Raw genomic sequence first — 16212 nt, forward strand, 5'->3', positions numbered from 1 at the left:
CACACAGCCATACAATTCAACCAAACTGTACTGGATGCGTCACCCATACGGATGAACCGATGACCGCTGAAACACACGCCCGAGCTTCAGGCCGCACCGCGCATGTCATGGCGCAGATCCGCAGCCGCATCGCTTCTGGCGCGCTCACCAATGGCGACCGCCTGCCCTCCATTCGCGGGTTTGCCGCAAGCCTTGGCGTATCGCCGTCGACCGTGGTGGAAGCCTATGACCGGCTGGCGGCAGAGGGGCTGATCCGGGCGCGTGCCGGGTCCGGCTTTTTCGTGACGGCCAATACGCTGTCGCCTGTTGCGCTTTCGACGCGTGATGAATCGCCTGAACTGCGCGAGGTGGACCCTTTCTGGGTTTCGCGCCAGTCTCTCGATGCCGATGACGAAAGCCCGAAGCCCGGATGCGGCTGGCTGCCTGCCGACTGGATGCCGCAGGCGGCGCTGCGGCGTGCTCTTCGCAATGTGGCGCGCGCCGAGGATGCCGTGCTCCTGAACTATGGCCGCACGCAGGGTGATTTCGATCTGCGGCGGCTTCTGGCACGGCGCGCGGCGGAGGAAGGGCTGGCGCTCGACCCTGCCAATATCATGCTGACCGGCTCCGGCAGCCAGTCGATCGATCTCATCTGCCGGCTGCTGCTGAAACCCGGCGATACGGTTCTCGTCGACGACCCGTGCTATTTCAATTTCCGCGCTCTGCTGAAGGCGCATCAGGTGCAGGTGATCAGCGTCGCCATGACGCCCACGGGTCCGGATCTCACCGCATTCGAAAACGCACTACAGGCAAGCGCGCCGTGCCTCTACCTCACCAATTCCGCTCTGCACAACCCAACCGGGGCCACGCTTTCGCCGCCTGTAGCGCACAGGCTGCTGAAACTGGCGGAAGCCCATGATCTGCTCATCCTGGAAGACGACATCTTCACCGATTTCGAACCGGAACCTTCCGTCAGGCTGGCGGCGCTGGACGGGCTGAACCGGGTCATCCGCATCGGCAGCTTTTCGAAGACGCTGTCTGCCTCCCTGCGTTGCGGCTATATTGCGGCGCGTGCTGAGTGGATCGAAGGGCTGGTGGACCTGCAGATCGCGGCGCAATTTGGCGGCCCGTGCCCCATCGTCACCCATGTCATCGGTGAGGTTCTGACCGGTGGAAGCTATCGCAAACACATGGAAGAGGTGCGCCGCCGCCTGAACCGCACCCGCCGCAGTGTCAGCGCGAGACTGACGACGCTCGGCATCGAGCCATGGCTTGCACCACGCGGCGGCTTCTACCTCTGGTGCGAGTTACCCGACGGCACATCCTCCACGGCCCTCGCGCAGGCCGCGATGGCTGAAGGCGTGGTGATGGCGCCGGGCAATGTGTTCAGCGCGGCGCAGACCGCCAGCCGCTTCATGCGCTTCAACGTGGCGCAGATGGCGGATGAGAAAAGCTGGCAGGTTCTGGAGCGGGGTGCGGGAAAGGTTAGAACTGCATCCTGACATTCGTCACATGGACGTTCTTACCATCGATAGAGCCATCGATACCGGCGGGAACCACCAAGGAATACTTGAGCTCCTGCCCACTAAGGCCAGTGTAGGGCGCATCCAGCAGCAGGTTGACACGTCCTCTGAACGCACCATCCTTCTCGACGTCGAAGGTAGATCCGTCCACTTCCATAGCCACGAACGCGACACCGTGAACCTTCTGTTCCAGCTCGTGCCAAGCCTTGAAATCATGAATGTCTATTGCGCGAACTTGTTCGGCAATCCATGTCCGGTCAACGTCAGTCGTCATATCAGCACCACTCCGTGAAGCCACATCATGATGGCTCTGGGGGGTTAAAGATGTCCTTACGCTACGGCGGGAAATAGCCACTGAACTTGCCTTTCTCAAGGCTTGATTGCCCAAATACTTGTTTCGTGTCTTCACGATTTCGCCAGGGACAACAATATCCGAATTCAACCGAAACTGGAGTCCGAATTTACGTTGCCCTCTGCCAGTCGATGCACGAAAGTTGGAACCTGTTGCTTTCGAGTTCTTCTTTCCCATCAAACGAACCGATTGTAATAGGAACGAGAGAGAGTGCGGCCGATCCCGTCCAGTCCACCCATCAGGCGCGATTCATCAACACCCATAATGCCGAGCACGGCACGGAAAAACGGCTTTTCACTGGCGGGAATATTGAAAGTCTCGTACTGCGCAATTGCCTTGTTGCGGGCCGGATCGGGTTGCCATGCATCGACAGGATGCGAGTGAATGCTAAAGACACCTTGCTGTGCGGTAATGCGAGATGTGCGCGGCGGCACGCGGACAAGGACAACGTCAGCCATATCCTCGTCGAAGGGCTTGAAGTCCGACTTCAGCTTGATGCCGGTTAACTCGGTGCGGATCATATGGACACGAGCATCCACTGTATTTTTCTCATCCTGGCAAGCAAAGTAGGCAGCTACCAATGGGTTGGTCGACCAATCCAACAAACGGGTGGCCAGTTGATGATGCTGCGCAAGAGCAAGCAGTTCCATGTCTGTCGAGGTGTCGGGATGCAAACAGAGCGCTTCCGCCTTGAACTCCTCGAATATCCGAAGCTCGTCCTCTCTGCGATAGCTGCGCTTTCCCTTCACTTCTGGCCGCCCAACACCGGGAATAAGCGACCAGCTCGCATCGGCCTGACCGCGAAAAATCCAGCGACGATCTGTCTTTCCGGAGACATTCTCGATGAATTTAAACCAGCAGGGACTGGGGATAAGTGGGCTCGACACACATGCACCATGGTTGCAAAATTCAACTAAATCGCACCATCAAACATGCGCAACCGATTCGCAAGTAAATCTTTATCTATACTTGCGAATGACTGAGACTAACCTTTTATATTAAATATTCATCACGTATTCACATACTTGCGCCAGTCGTGTTGCTCCTTGAAGCCCAGCAGATCGCGGATCTTCTTATTGCTGATCGGGGCGCCGAATTCTTCCAACTCGCCGGTAATGGACGTTCCGGGCGCGTATTTGCGCAAGAATTCCCGTGTCGGCTCGTTGGCGGTGATCGTATCGTTGACGGCGTTGAAGACCTGAAAGCCCAGGCCGTCCTTCTCGATGCACAGATGCACGATCTGGCCGAGATCGCGCGCATCGATATAACTCCAGGCATTGCGTTTGCGCATGGGCGGATTGGCGAGATATTCCGGGAACCTGGCATAATCTTCTGGCGAAACGACATTGCCAATACGAAGCGCATAGACATCCGCCTTGAATCTCATGGCGAAGGCGCGAGCCGTCTTTTCGTTGACCACCTTGGAGAGGCCGTAGCTATCCATCGGGTCTACGTCATAGTCTTCGGTCAGCGGAAACTCGTGGTAATCCTTGTCACCCTCCGCAAAGCAGACGCCATAGGTGGTTTCGCTGGAGGCGACCACGACCTTGCGAATGCCGAGCTTCATGGCCGCTTCAATGATATTGTAGGTGGAAACGGCGTTGGCGGAAAATGTCGTGTTATCCGGCTGGATGAGAATGCGAGGGACCGCGGCGAAATGCACCACCGCATCCACCTTCGGCACGCCCTCGCCCGTCTCCAGCCCCTCGAAGCCGAAATGCTGGGACAGCGCGTTGAACACCTCGCCAGAATTGGTGAGATCCGTAATCAGCGTCGGCACCGAGCCATCCGGAAACGGCTTCAGATCGAGGTTCAGAACGGTATGGCCCTGCTCAAGCAGATAGGGAATGGCATGCCGCCCCGCCTTGCCACTGCCGCCGGTGAAGATGATCCGCTTGCCCATAAGTAATCCTCCGCTGATATGCGGGGACAGAGATAGGGTGTGGCGGGCGGAAATGGAATGGGGGTGTTAGTCAGATTGTGTAGCGCTTTAGACCCCCCTCTGGTCTGCCGACCATCTCCCCCTCAAGGGGGGAGATCGACCTGCCGCACCGTCTGGATCCTCATTGACCACCTTGAGCAAGAGGTCGAGCGGCTAACCGTTCTGCTGATCACTTCGGTCGCATTGTTCTCCATACCCCCCTCTGTCCTGCCGGACATCTCCCCCTCAAGGGGGGAGATCGACCTGCCGCATCGTCTGAATCCTCATTGACCACTTTGGGCGAGAGGTCGAGCGGCTAACCGCTCTGCCGATCTCCCCCCTTGAGGGGGAGATGTCCGGCAGGACAGAGGGGGTGCCGCTTCAAGAGACTCAACCTCACGCCGCGCGGCGGAAGGCGAAGTGCTTGCCATCGGAGGAGGAAACGAGGCCCATGCGGAAGAGAGACGCGAGAACCGCATTCACGGAATTCAGGCACTTGCGGCCCTGTTTGAAGGCGCTGGCGATGGCCTCCGCATCCAGAAGGCCATCCGCCTCCATAAGCTGATGCAGCACGGCGGGTGTCTGGTCCCGTTCGTCGGTGGGGAAGCTGGGTTTCGGGCCGGAAACGGCGGCGAGGATGGCCTCGCCCAGATCGGCCTCCAACTGCTCTTCCTTCTCCTTATCGGAGCCGAAACGCGGGATCTGGTAATCAGGCCGCAGCCAGCGCACATGGCCGCGCTTTTCTTCCTTCGCCCGCTCCTTGTTCAGCGCAACCAGACGGGCAAGCACCTCTTCTTCGCCCAAATCCACCGGCCAGCCATAGGCATCCGCCACCGCGACATCCAGCTTTTCGTGCAGTTCATCTAAGATCAGCACCAGACCGTCATCGAAAATGCGGCGTTCCTTGTCGTTCAGCTCATCCGGTTTCGCGCCCGCCTTCAGCCGCTCCAGCACATTGTAAAGGCCGGTGAGCGTGAGGTGTTCATGCGCCGCCAGCACGCGCTTGCGGTGGGCATCCAGCTCTTCGGCGATGGCGCCGATGGCAGCCTTCTGGGCATCGGTGGCATCCGGGAATGGGAAGGGATCGAAGCAGCGGGATTTGGAGTAGCGGGGATCATTGCCCATGCCCAGCCAGCCGCCGGTTCTAAGCGCCCAAGCTACATGGAAGCGAGATGATAAAACGCCGAGCGTGTGTCCAGCGTCAGCGGCGATCGCAACCACCATGTGATCGGGTAAGATCGAAGCGTCAAGAAACTGAAACACGCGATGCTTTGTTGTCTCCACTGTAGCAATGTAACGCTTCAAGCCGGCTAAGGCGGGTCTCAACTCCGTACGCGGCCTTCCAAATATCCACCAACGCTCTCTAAAGTTTCGGTCCGAATTTCTATCTCGTTCCGGTTTTACCTTGCTAAGTAAATGCTGATACACGTGAGGAAACCGCAAACGGACCTCATTCACCTCAAGACCATAAAGATCAATGACTTTTAGCATTCGGGATCGAGCTGTCAGATCCCGACCGTTTCTGTAATCGCGAATATACTGCTCAAGCCCGGGGACAAGACCCAATCCTAAAGCTTTAGCTTCTTCAGATTGTATCAGGAAGCCGCCTCCGGCAATCATGACACCATTCCCGGAAATTCCAAAATTGGCCAACAGTTCCGAGGTCGTTGTCACATCCACGCCAACGGTCAAATCCGCATTGATCCGGCCCAGCTTCTCCTCGAACAGAATGACTGGGCTATCGGTTTCCACCGCCTCTTCCGCTGTCACTTCCAGCAGGCGGCCATCATGCTTTCCGGCCTGTGCCACCGTCATGGCAATGCGCACGGCGGCGCTATCCCTCGTGACCTTGGTCCACGGGTGGTCGGCAATGGCCATGGTGAGCGAAAGCGGTTTCTTGGCGTTGAGATGCGGCTCCATAACCCGACGATTAAACATCTGGCTGATGGAATTGGTCGTAACGAAGCCGAAGCGCTTCAGCCCGCTCTTTGGCTTCAGCAGAATTTCCGCTGCGCGATCCCACCAGTACATGACGAAATCGGCGCTTTCGTTCATGTGCTTATGCGCCTGCCAAAGTGCTTTTAGTTTTGCATCACCCAATGCAGCACGCATTGGCTCGCCCTTACCGACAAAAGGCGGATTTCCAACGATGTAATCTGCCTTCGGCCAGTCGGGGCGGCGCGGGTTGGGATAGATTTCCCGGCCCTCCTCCACCTTCGGCATGGGATAACCATCCCATTTCAGCACCGCATCCATGGTCTGGATGTTCCTGAAAGCTTTCAGAATGGGTTCAGAGGGGGCGATGCCCCGGTTTCGATAATGCCATTGCAGATGGCCGATCCACAGCACCAGCTCCGCGATTGCGGCAGCGCGGGGGTTGACCTCCAGGCCCAGAAACTGGTGCGGGTCCACCGTGTGGCTTTCCAGCGCCAGCCCTTCCTGACCGCCGAGGTTGACCAGCGCTTCCAGCACATCACCTTCCAGTCGCTTCATAAGCTCCAGCGAGACATACAGGAAGTTGCCGGTGCCGCAGGCGGGGTCCAGCACTTTCGTTTCGCACAGCTTGTCGTGAAAGGCCTGCACGGTTTTGATGGCCGCTTCCGGCTTGCCTTCCGCCTTTTGCCGGTCGGCGGTGGAGCGGGCGCTATCCCACTCGGCGCGCAGCGGATCGATGACGGTGGCAATGACAAGGCGTTCCACATAGGCGCGGGGCGTGTAATGCGCGCCCAGCTTGCGGCGGTCCTGCGGGTCCAGCGCCTGCTCCAGAAAGGTGCCGAAAATGGCCGGTTCCACATCCCGCCAGTCGTGGCGGGCGGCGGCGGCCAGTTCCTCGATCTCTTCCTTCGCCAGCTTCAGGGCGCGGCGGTTCTTGAAAAACTCCCCGTTGAACTTCTTGACCTTGTGGCGAATGGTGGCGGTAAAGCCGCCCTCATCCATGGCCTTCCAGAGGTCTTCCATCATGCCGGGAAAGATTTCCGGGTTGGCGGCGCAGTCCTTCAGCAGATCCTTGAAACTGTCCTGCGGCAGCAGGTCCACATCTTCCGCAAACATGGTGAAGAGCATGCGCATGAGGAACATGGCCACCTCTTCCGTCGGGTAGCCGCTTTTTTCCAGCGCCTGGCTGACCTTCGCAATGCGCGTGGCAATTTCCCGCGTGACCTTGGCCGCATTGCGCGAAGGGTCCAGCGAAATGGGATCAAGCCAGATAGCGCGCAGGCGGGCGCGCACCGCCTCATCGGCCAGATCTTCCAGATAGATGCGGAAAGAGCGGCGATCCGGGAACTGGTCGTAGGCCTTTCCATCGCGGCGGAAATTGGCATAGACTTCAATGGCATGGCCGACATCGCAGACCAGCACGAAGGGCGGCGGCTCATGGCTCGCGGGTAGAAGCCGCACATAGTTTTCGCCCTGCGCGCGGGCATTCATCATCAGCACGTCCCAGCTGCGGTTGGCGCTGGCACGCTTGCCTCGCGGGGCGGCATCCTGCTGCTGGGCGTTGGCGCCTGTCTGGCCCGCATCTGCCAGCTTCTTCTCGCCCGACAGGCGGCTCTGCTTGGCTTCCAGCACGAAGCAATCGCGCTTGTAGAGATCGATGCGCTTCAGCGAGCTTGTGCCATCGCGGGCGGTTTCCTTCACCACCCGCTCGAAGACATAATCATTATGGTCATGGATGGCGGAGGCGGCATCCGGCCGGGGAACCTCCAGCAGGTCGCAAAGCTCTGTCAGGAACATTTGATAATTGGCGCGCTCCTGCCCGCCTTCCTGCCCCTGCCAACGCGCAATAAACGTCTCAACCTTTGCCTGTACCACCCGAAATTCCCCGCATCCATGCCTTGAGTCGCGATCATAGCCATAGCCTGCGCTCAGGCAACCATGGAGGGATGATTGCTGAACAGGATACAAAGAGTTTGACGCGCAATTTACCCCCCTGTCCTGCCGGAAATCTCCCGCTTGAAGCGGGAGGTGGGAGAGTGTGGCCTGCGTTATCGACCCTCTGTCGCTTCGGTGCTGCTGGCTGTTTGATCGATGACGCAGCAAGCGTGTGCTATATTCACCCCACCCGGTCCTTTGGACCGACCTCCCCCTCAAGGGGAGGTGGGTGAACGCGGCACCGTCTGGATCCTCATTGACCACCTTGAGTAGGAGGTCGAGCGGCTAGCCGCTCTGCCAATCTCCCCCCTTGAGGGGGAGATGCCTGGCAAGGCAGAGGGGGGTGATCTGCGGATTTATTCTACATCGTCTCCTGCGAGGGATGATATCAGCAACCGCGCCCCACATGACGGAAATCAATGTGCTTTGGTCCGCATGGCCGCTAGGGTGAGCCTCAGCATAGATGAGGGGACCAAGGCGCATGGAAAGCACAACCGAAGACCGCATGAAGGTGTTGCTGCTGTGCGTGGCGGTGGCGGGCCTGATCGGCGGGTTGGCCTTGCAGTTCCTGCTGGGCCGAGCGGATCTGGCGCGGCTCTGTTGGAGCGCCGCCACGCTTCCGGTGCTGGCGGCGCTTGTGGTGGAAATCATCCGCAGCCTTGCTCGCGGCGAAGTGGGACTGGATGTGGTGGCAGCCCTTTCCATGTCGGCGGCGCTTTTGTTCGATGAGGCGCTGGCGGCCACTATTGTCGCCATCATGTATACGGGCGGCACGTTTCTGGAGGCTTTTGCGGAAGGGCGGGCGCGGCGCGAGATGCGCGATCTTCTCTCACGCGCACCCCGCACGGCAACCCGCCACCGCGATGGCGGCCTGCAGGAGATTCCCGTCGAGGAGGTGATCCCCGGAGACCGGCTGCTGATCCGTCAGGGCGATGTGGTTCCGGTCGATGGACGGCTTGAGACAGGCTCAGCTTATCTCAACATGGCCGCGCTGACCGGGGAATCGCTGCCTGTTTCGCTTGAACCGGGTGCCGAGGTATTGAGCGGTTCCACCAATGCGGGCGATGCCTTCGACATGCTGGCGACAGAGGCCGCAAAGGACAGCACCTATGCGGGCATTGTGCGGCTGGTGGAACAGGCCCAGCGCTCGAAGGCGCCAATGTCGCGTCTGGCCGACCGGTTCTCCATCGGCTTTCTGGCGGTGACGGTTCTGATTGCATTTGCCGCCTGGTGGGCCACGGGAGACCCCATTCGCGCCGTCGCCGTGCTGGTTGTCGCCACGCCCTGCCCGCTCATTCTCGCGGTTCCGGTGGCGCTGGTGGCGGGGCTTTCGCGCGCGGCGCAGTTCGGCGTCCTCATCAAGGGCGCGAAACCCCTGGAAAGCATGGCGCGCATTCACACGCTGGTGCTGGACAAGACCGGCACGCTGACCGACGGGCGCCCGCAGATTACGCGTATTCATGCAGAACCGGGGTTCAGCGAGGCCGAGGTCCTTGAGCTTGCCGCATCGGTGGATCAGCTTTCAAAACACCCGATGGCGCAGGCGCTGGTGACGGCCGCTGAGGTGCGCGGACTGGCGCTTCACCTGCCTGCGCAGACGGAGGAAGTGCCGGGCGAAGGCGTGGCGGGCATGCTGGAAGGCAGAACCGTTTTCGTAGGAGGCCATGGCTTCGTGACGGCACGAACGGGGGATGCGGGCTCTGCCATTGCGGCAGCGGAAGCGGGTTCCGTGCTGGTAGCCGTGGGTGTGGAAAAACAGTTCGCCGGATCTATTCTGATGGCCGATCCGGTGCGGGCCGATGTGGGCGAGATGCTGGCGGGCCTTCGGCGCGACGGTGTGAAGCGGCTGGTTCTCGCGACCGGAGACCGCGCCGCCGTGGCTGAGCGCATTGCAGGCGGATTGGGGCTCGACGCCATTCACGCGGAGCTTTCGCCTGATCGTAAGGTTCATGTGGTGCTGGAAGAGCGCAAGCTGGGTCCGGTGATGATGGTGGGCGATGGCGTGAATGATGCGCCCGCCCTTGCCGTTGCGGATGTGGGGGTTGCCATGGGGGCGCGGGGTGCCGCAGCCTCTGCCGAAGCCGCGGACGTGGTGCTGCTGGTGGACCGGATAGACCGCTTGTTCACCGGCTTTGTGATTGCAAGACGCGCCCGCGCCATTGCGCTGCAAAGCGTGGTGGTGGGCATAGGCCTTTCCGTTCTTGCCATGCTGGCTGCCGGTTTTGGCTATCTCCAGCCGGTTCAGGGTGCCCTGTTACAGGAGGCAATCGACGTTGCGACAATCCTCAACGCCTTGCGCGCGCTGAGGATTGCGGTGCCCGCTGCCGAGGGTGCGACTACTCGCCCAGCGACTTGATCAGCGCATAGGTTGCGCGGATCCGGGCCTCGTTCGGATAGTTGCGATTGGCGAGCACCACGATGCCCAGCTTCTTCTCCGGGATCATGGCCACATAGCCGCCAAAGCCATTGGTGGAACCGGTCTTGTTGAGGATAGTGCTTTCACCCGGCTTTGCGGGCTCAGCGATCTTCTCGACCGGCTGCGGCTTCAGGATGAAATCCGGGCTGTTGCCCGCAACCATCTGATCGAGCTTCACCGGCCAGGGATATTCTTCCCAGACCATGGCCTGCGAGAAATAGGCTGTCTTGAACTGTCCGGTCCTGGTGCGCTCGAACGCCTTTTGCAGCTCGCCGGAAACGGAGCGGGTGCCGAGTTCCGCATCCAGAAAGGCCAGCATGTCGCTCGCGCTCGACTTTACGCCATAGGCTTCTGCATCAAGCACACCTTTGCCGACCCGGATCGGTTCATTTGCCTTGTTGTACCCGTAGGCATAGAGCTTCATCTCACTCTTCGGAACAGTGACGAAGGTGTTCTTCAGCCCCAATGCGGGAAAGAGCGTGCCTTCGGCGGCTTTCGCATAAGGCATGCCCATGGCTTTCGCGCTGATATGGCCCAGCATGCCGATGCTGACATTGGAATAGCTGCGCGCGCCGGGGTTGGTTGGCTTCCAGTCCTTCATCCAGTCCACAAGGCCGTTCACATCGGAAACCGAATCCGGCACCTGCAAGGGCATGCCGCCGGTGTGGTGCGTGGCGAGATCCATCAGCGTCAGATCATCGCCGATCCGGCATTTATCGGCGCAGAGATGATGCGCGACCTTATCCTCCAGCTTCAACGTGCCGCGCTGCTCCGCCAGAGCCGCCAGCGTGACATTGAACAGCTTGCTGATGGAGCCGAGCTCGAACAGTGTTTCCGGCGTCACGTCGCGGCGGTCGGCCTTGGAGGCAAGACCGGTCGCGTAGAATTCGTGAGTGCCGTTGCGGGTAATCCCGACGATGAGGCCGGGGATATCATACTGCTTCACGACCGGCTGGAACGCAGCTGCCGCCTTTGCCTTTAAGTCATCGGCTTGTGCGAAAGGCGCCGAGGTAAAGGCCACGGCAAGAGTGACGGGTGCCAGACGACTTATGTGCATATTCAAATACTCCCATTTGCGATGGGAGCAGTGATCAGGTTTAAGGGCGAAGTTGTGGCGGGGGTGGGATTGCAAAAACGACCGAATGTTATTCTGCCTTGTTATTCCAACTGTGCTTCTGCTCGACGCAAAAGCACCTGTTTTAGTAAAACGTGACCGCAATGAAATAGATTGCAAAATCGATTAGAATGCATCTAATGGAGGCATTCTCAATCATCTAGCAACCAAGAGATCATGGCTCATCAAATTTTTCTTAGCCATAAACATGAGGACAAGCCGGTTGTTGAGCCGGTAGCAATCCGCCTCAAAGAAATCTTTGGCGAGGAGGCCATTTTTTATGACTCCTGGTCAATAAAACCCGGTGACGGCATCATCGAAAAGATGAATGAAGGCCTGACAGCTCCAAAATTTGTTTTTTTCTTTGTTTCCGAACTGGCCTTGCAAAGTGGCCTTGTAAGAATGGAATGGCAGAACGCACTCTTAAAATCAAGCCGAGGAGAAACTCGACTTGTTCCTGTTCGAATTGGCAACGTCCCTATGCCAGAAGTATTGAAACAAAATCTTTATATTGATCTCTATTCCGTTGGAATTGAAGTTGGCCTCAACCAGATCGTCAATGTAGTCCAAGGTAACATTTCTTTTACTCCTTCACATGAAGGCTTCAGTAATCTTACTTGGAAGTTCTTGAAAGCCGGTAAGGAAGAAATTACGATTCAAATCCAAGCGTCACATCTAATGGAACCCAACCCGAATTTTGTAATAATGCTAGCTAATGACGAACCTGACGTCAGGTTCGAACTAAATGGTGGGCAGCCAATGTTGAATGGATTTTACAAACGGCCGTTCCCCGCAATAGAAGCAAACGGATTCTCAATAGCGCCGATGGGTGGAGCCATCACACCGGATAGGCCATTGGTTTTGAAACTGAAACAGGCAAATAAACAAGCTATTGCGATTCAGGGCGTGGTTCACGGATGGACAGACCCATTCAGAATCATTCCGTGCGTTGGTAACTAGCACTGAGTTCTAGCAGAGTCCTGATGCTACAAAATATTTTAGGACAACTCTCAGGTCCACCTTAATTCGTCTTGGCGTATTCGCCCACCTCTTCCTTAGAAATCATGCGCGCCTGGACCTCTATCTCTTCATAGACACCAGAGTCCTGAAGATAAACAATCTGCAGGTGACCGGAATTTTCGAGTTCTGCTGGCGTAAACAAGCTACCACTGGCGCTAACGTAATTTGCTGCAAGAAATACTTTACTCATTCCTTCCTCTCCTGATTTATTATGCTATTTAAATGATATATCGTACCTGAAATTGACTTCATCAGGCTTAACCTCCGGCGATACTTTGTAGATAACTTGCACCCGGAGAGTCCACTTATGGCCAGTAAGCCAAGTAGCGATAAGCGCGACCGGATGAAACATTCTAAGTGCAAGATAAGAGAAGTAGCCGAAATATTGCCCAGCTTCGATATAATTGGGTATGAATTTATAGCCTTCTACAACAGGACCTTGCAGGAATTCTCCTGCATAAACTTTTAACCCATTACTGCGCAGTATCTCTGCAAATGCATCTGGAGTGCCCGCTTTTGTGGCCAGTTGCTTGAAACACTCTTCGGCTTCGGCTTCGCTTCCCAAACCATACCAGTCGATGTGGCCACGGCCTTCGGCATCGATCTCGTAACAATCCTCAATGAAGAGATCGCGCGGCGCGGGGGCCTGCACATGCGTCTCGGCCTGTTGCTGGGGCTGAACCTGCGCAATCTGGATCGGCTGGACCGGCGCTGAGGGTAAACCACTCCCGGGGGGCGGTGCAGGTGCAACCGGGCTTCCACCTGATGTCTCCATAAGGGTCTGCGCTGCCCCCTCGCCGAGCAATGCGGATGGAGAAGCCGAAGCCTGCAACAGGATGTGTGTCGCGAGGTAGATCGATGCTGCCAAAGCCATTTGAGATACACCCTGCGAAAGTTTTCTCAGGTTTTTCAGACATGCTAATCAATGAGAATTTAAACTAAAGGTTGATTTTCTCACGTAATGAGTACAACCTGATTTTCACTCACGTCAACCGAAATCTGACTCCGGTGGCGTCCTTCAGACGCGCCTTTTTAACGGCGCCTTGCACAGGGTGCAGCGTGCCCGTCTCTATCATAACATGGTTGCGGTCTGGTGGGGCCACGGCTTGACGCAAGCCCCCTCTCCCCCTCAATTCGTCTTGGCGTGTTCGCCCACGGTCAGCGGCCATTCCACGAGGTAGTCCTCGAAATCGTCCACATCCACGTCCTCCTCGGAAATGGTGCGGCCCTGCGCGGAGATACCGGCCTGATGCACCGTTTCCGGATCGCCGGAGACGAGCGGATGCCACCAGTAGAGATCCAGCCCGTCGCGCACCAGCCGATAGCCGCAGGTGGGTGGCAGCCAGTGAATTTCGCGCACGCTCTGGGGTGTGAGCTGAATACAGTCCGGCACGGTCGCCTGACGGTTTTCATAGTCCGAGCAACGACAGCTGTCGCCATCCAGCAGGCGACAGGCGACGGAGGTGAAGGCCACCTCGCCGGTGTCCCAGTCCTCCAGCTTGTTGAGGCAACAGAGACCACAGCCATCGCAGAGGCTTTCCCAGTCGCCTTGCGTTAACTGATCCAGCGATTTCACTTTCCAGAAAGGATTTTCCATCTTGTCTTTTCTTGGCCACGGCGGGCATAATTTAGCCGATAAGGATCGGTTTGACAGGCGAGTTAAGGGTGCGTTCACCATTTGTCGGCCATTGCTGGCGAAAGGCGTTGCCCTTGGCTTTTGGTCCTTCATGAGGAAGGCGTCAAGCAAAACGGTTGCTCAACAGGAATTCCGACGTGCAGGACGATCCCGATCCGAGACAGCCAGATGTGCGAGAAGAGAAGCGTCGCCGCAGACGCCACCTTCTGCTGCGCATAGACAGCTGGATCGATTCCACTGTCTGGAACCTGGGCTTCAAGCTTGGCGAAATCTGGGAAGAGATCACCATCTTTTCGCGCCGTTTCCGGGTTCGCGGCTGGAAGCGCGTCGTTGTCGAGATTGCCGATGAGGGCCTGACCTTCGGCACCGCGGGCTTTGTGCTGCTTCTGGCGCTGGCCATGCCCGCCTTCGAGGAAACCAAGGAAGACTGGCGCTCGCGCGGCGATTTTGCCGTCACCTTTCTTGATCGCTACGGCAATGTGGTGGGCCATCGCGGCATCATTCACGAAGACGCGGTTCCGATAGACCAGTTGCCGGATCATCTGGTGAAGGCGGTTCTGGCCACCGAAGACCGGCGCTTCTTCGACCATTTCGGCATCGATTTCTTTGGTCTCGCCCGCGCCATGAGCGAAAACGCCCGTGCAGGCGGCGTGGTTCAGGGCGGCTCCACGCTGACGCAGCAGCTGGCGAAAAATCTGTTTCTCACCAATGAGCGCTCGCTGGAACGCAAGATCAAGGAAGCCTTCCTGGCGCTGTGGCTGGAGGCAAACCTTTCCAAGAAGGAGATCCTGCGGCTGTACCTGGACCGCGCCTATATGGGCGCCGGTACGTTTGGTGCGGCGGCGGCGGCCCAGTTCTATTTCGGCAAGAGCATTACAGATGTGAATCTCGCGGAGGCGGCCATGCTGGCCGGCCTCTTCAAGGCACCTGCCAAATATGCCCCGCATGTGAACCTGCCTGCCGCCCGCGGCCGTGCAAACGAAGTTCTGACCAATCTGGTGCAGAGCGGCATGATGACCGAGGGACAGGTGGTGGCGGCACGGCGCAACCCGGCCAGCGTGATCGACCGCGCGGAACTGGCCGCACCTGACTATTTCCTCGACTGGGCGTTTGACGAAGTGCAGCGGCTGGCGGATGAAGGCAAGATCAAGAAACGCTCGCTCATCGTGCGCACCACAATCGACATGGGCCTGCAACAGGCGGCGCAGGAGGCGGTGGAAAGTTCGCTTCGTGAATATGGCGAGAGCTACAAGGTCAAGCAGGGCGCGCTGGTGATGATCGAGAATGGCGGCGATGTGCGCGCCATGGTCGGCGGGCGTGACTATGGCGAAAGCCAGTTCAACCGCGCCACCAAGGCACTGCGCCAGCCCGGTTCATCCTTCAAGCTCTACACCTATACGCTTGCCATGGAGAACGGTTTCACGCCCGACACCATGATTTCGGATGCGCCGATTACCTGGAACAACTGGTCGCCGCAGAACTATGCCCGCTCCTACAAGGGCCGCGTGACCATGCTCTCTGCCATGGCGCAATCCCTGAACACCGTGCCCGTTCGCCTTGCCAAGGAGAAGCTGGGCGTCAAACCCATCGTCGAACTGGCGAAAACCATGGGTGTTGCAACGCCCCTGCGCAGCGACAAGACCGTGCCGCTCGGCACATCGGAAGTCACGGTACTCGACCAGGCAACCGGCTATGCAGTGATGCCCGCCGGGGGCGTGGAAGCGCGCCGCCATGCCATTGCGCAGGTCAGCGATTATGAGGGCGAAATCCTCTATGATTTCAACCGCGACGAGCCTGCCGCAAAGCGCATTGTTTCGGAACAGGCGGTCTCTTCCATGAACCGCATCCTGACGCAGATTCCGGTGATCGGCACCGCCAAGCGCGCCGCTCTTGAGGGCGGCATCGTGACCGGCGGCAAGACGGGAACATCCCAAAGCTACCGCGATGCCTGGTTCATCGGCTTCACAGGCAATTACACGGCTGCTGTCTGGTTCGGAAACGACGACTTCACCTCCATGAACAACATGACCGGCGGATCGCTTCCGGCCATGACCTTCAAGAAGCTGATGGATTACGCCCATCAGGGCATCGAACTGAAGCCTATTCCCGGTATCGACAACCCGCTTCCGCGTGGCAACCATGCCCCTGGCTTGCCGCTGGCGAGTGCCAAGGACGGCGCGAACGCGACGCCGAACGGCATGGCGCAGCTGGTGCGCCCCCGTTCGCTTTCTGCCGACAGCACCCGTATCCTGCGACGGATCTCGAAGGATTTGAGCGACGCTGCACCCCTGCCCTCTGCGCAGAAAGTGGCAGAAGCGAGCGTTCGCGGAAGTATAGAGGACAAGCCGAACCAGACGGCGAAGAGACTGCCGTAAGGCTGA

Annotated in this window: 12 protein-coding genes; 4 read left to right on the plus strand and 8 right to left on the minus strand. The window is 58.3% G+C overall.

The window, feature by feature from the left end; translation table 11 throughout:
* The first annotated feature begins 59 nt into the window (after positions 1–59).
* The gene (locus tag ASD54_RS01655) at positions 60–1481 is read left to right on the plus strand and encodes a PLP-dependent aminotransferase family protein (RefSeq protein ID WP_062552853.1); all 1422 of its coding nucleotides are present in this window, start codon (positions 60–62) and stop codon (positions 1479–1481) included.
* On the opposite strand, the gene ASD54_RS01660 is transcribed toward ASD54_RS01655, so the two are convergent.
* From ASD54_RS01660 to ASD54_RS01675, 4 genes are all read right to left on the minus strand, one after another.
* On the minus strand, positions 1465–1776 hold the full coding sequence (locus tag ASD54_RS01660) for a hypothetical protein (protein ID WP_062552854.1): 312 nt from the start codon (positions 1774–1776) through the stop codon (positions 1465–1467). The genes ASD54_RS01655 and ASD54_RS01660 overlap by 17 nt on opposite strands.
* A 254-nt stretch (positions 1777–2030) precedes the next feature.
* A complete protein-coding gene (locus tag ASD54_RS01665) occupies positions 2031–2741 on the minus strand; it encodes an FRG domain-containing protein (protein WP_062552855.1) in 711 nt (236 codons plus the stop codon).
* A 122-nt stretch (positions 2742–2863) separates the two neighbouring features.
* Positions 2864–3757, minus strand: coding sequence for an NAD(P)-dependent oxidoreductase (locus tag ASD54_RS01670; RefSeq protein WP_062552856.1), 894 nt, complete (start codon positions 3755–3757; stop codon positions 2864–2866).
* A gap of 414 nt (positions 3758–4171) precedes the next feature.
* Positions 4172–7585: a DNA methyltransferase gene (locus tag ASD54_RS01675; protein ID WP_062552857.1), complete on the minus strand. Its 3414-nt coding sequence runs from the start codon at positions 7583–7585 to the stop codon at positions 4172–4174.
* A gap of 541 nt (positions 7586–8126) precedes the next feature.
* Here ASD54_RS01675 and ASD54_RS01680 point away from each other — a divergent pair.
* A complete protein-coding gene (locus ASD54_RS01680) occupies positions 8127–10001 on the plus strand; it encodes a heavy metal translocating P-type ATPase (protein ID WP_062552858.1) in 1875 nt (624 codons plus the stop codon).
* Here the strand turns inward: ASD54_RS01680 and ampC are convergent.
* Positions 9982–11118, minus strand: coding sequence for a class C beta-lactamase (gene ampC, locus ASD54_RS01685; protein ID WP_062552859.1), 1137 nt, complete (start codon positions 11116–11118; stop codon positions 9982–9984). The two genes, ASD54_RS01680 and ampC, sit on opposite strands and share 20 nt — an antisense overlap.
* A gap of 234 nt (positions 11119–11352) precedes the next feature.
* Between ampC and ASD54_RS01690 the strand changes: the two genes are divergently transcribed.
* Positions 11353–12135, plus strand: coding sequence for a toll/interleukin-1 receptor domain-containing protein (locus tag ASD54_RS01690; RefSeq protein ID WP_062552860.1), 783 nt, complete (start codon positions 11353–11355; stop codon positions 12133–12135).
* Positions 12136–12196: 61 nt separating this feature from the next.
* Here ASD54_RS01690 and ASD54_RS01695 read toward each other — a convergent pair whose 3' ends face one another.
* From ASD54_RS01695 to ASD54_RS01705, 3 genes are all read right to left on the minus strand, one after another.
* Positions 12197–12385, minus strand: a complete 189-nt coding sequence (locus ASD54_RS01695; protein WP_062552861.1) for a hypothetical protein — start codon at positions 12383–12385, stop codon at positions 12197–12199.
* A gap of 24 nt (positions 12386–12409) precedes the next feature.
* A complete protein-coding gene (locus tag ASD54_RS01700; RefSeq protein WP_062552862.1) occupies positions 12410–13069 on the minus strand; it encodes a hypothetical protein in 660 nt (219 codons plus the stop codon).
* A 255-nt stretch (positions 13070–13324) separates the two neighbouring features.
* Complete coding sequence (locus ASD54_RS01705; protein ID WP_062552863.1) at positions 13325–13792, minus strand: YcgN family cysteine cluster protein; 468 nt, start codon at positions 13790–13792, stop codon at positions 13325–13327.
* Positions 13793–13968: 176 nt separating this feature from the next.
* Between ASD54_RS01705 and ASD54_RS01710 the strand changes: the two genes are divergently transcribed.
* Positions 13969–16206 (plus strand): transglycosylase domain-containing protein, encoded by a 2238-nt coding sequence (locus ASD54_RS01710; protein WP_062553225.1) that lies wholly within the window; start codon positions 13969–13971, stop codon positions 16204–16206.
* Positions 16207–16212: the final 6 nt, after the last annotated feature.

This window comes from Rhizobium sp. Root149, assembly GCF_001427345.1.
Classification (GTDB): domain Bacteria; phylum Pseudomonadota; class Alphaproteobacteria; order Rhizobiales; family Rhizobiaceae; genus Neorhizobium; species Neorhizobium rhizoryzae.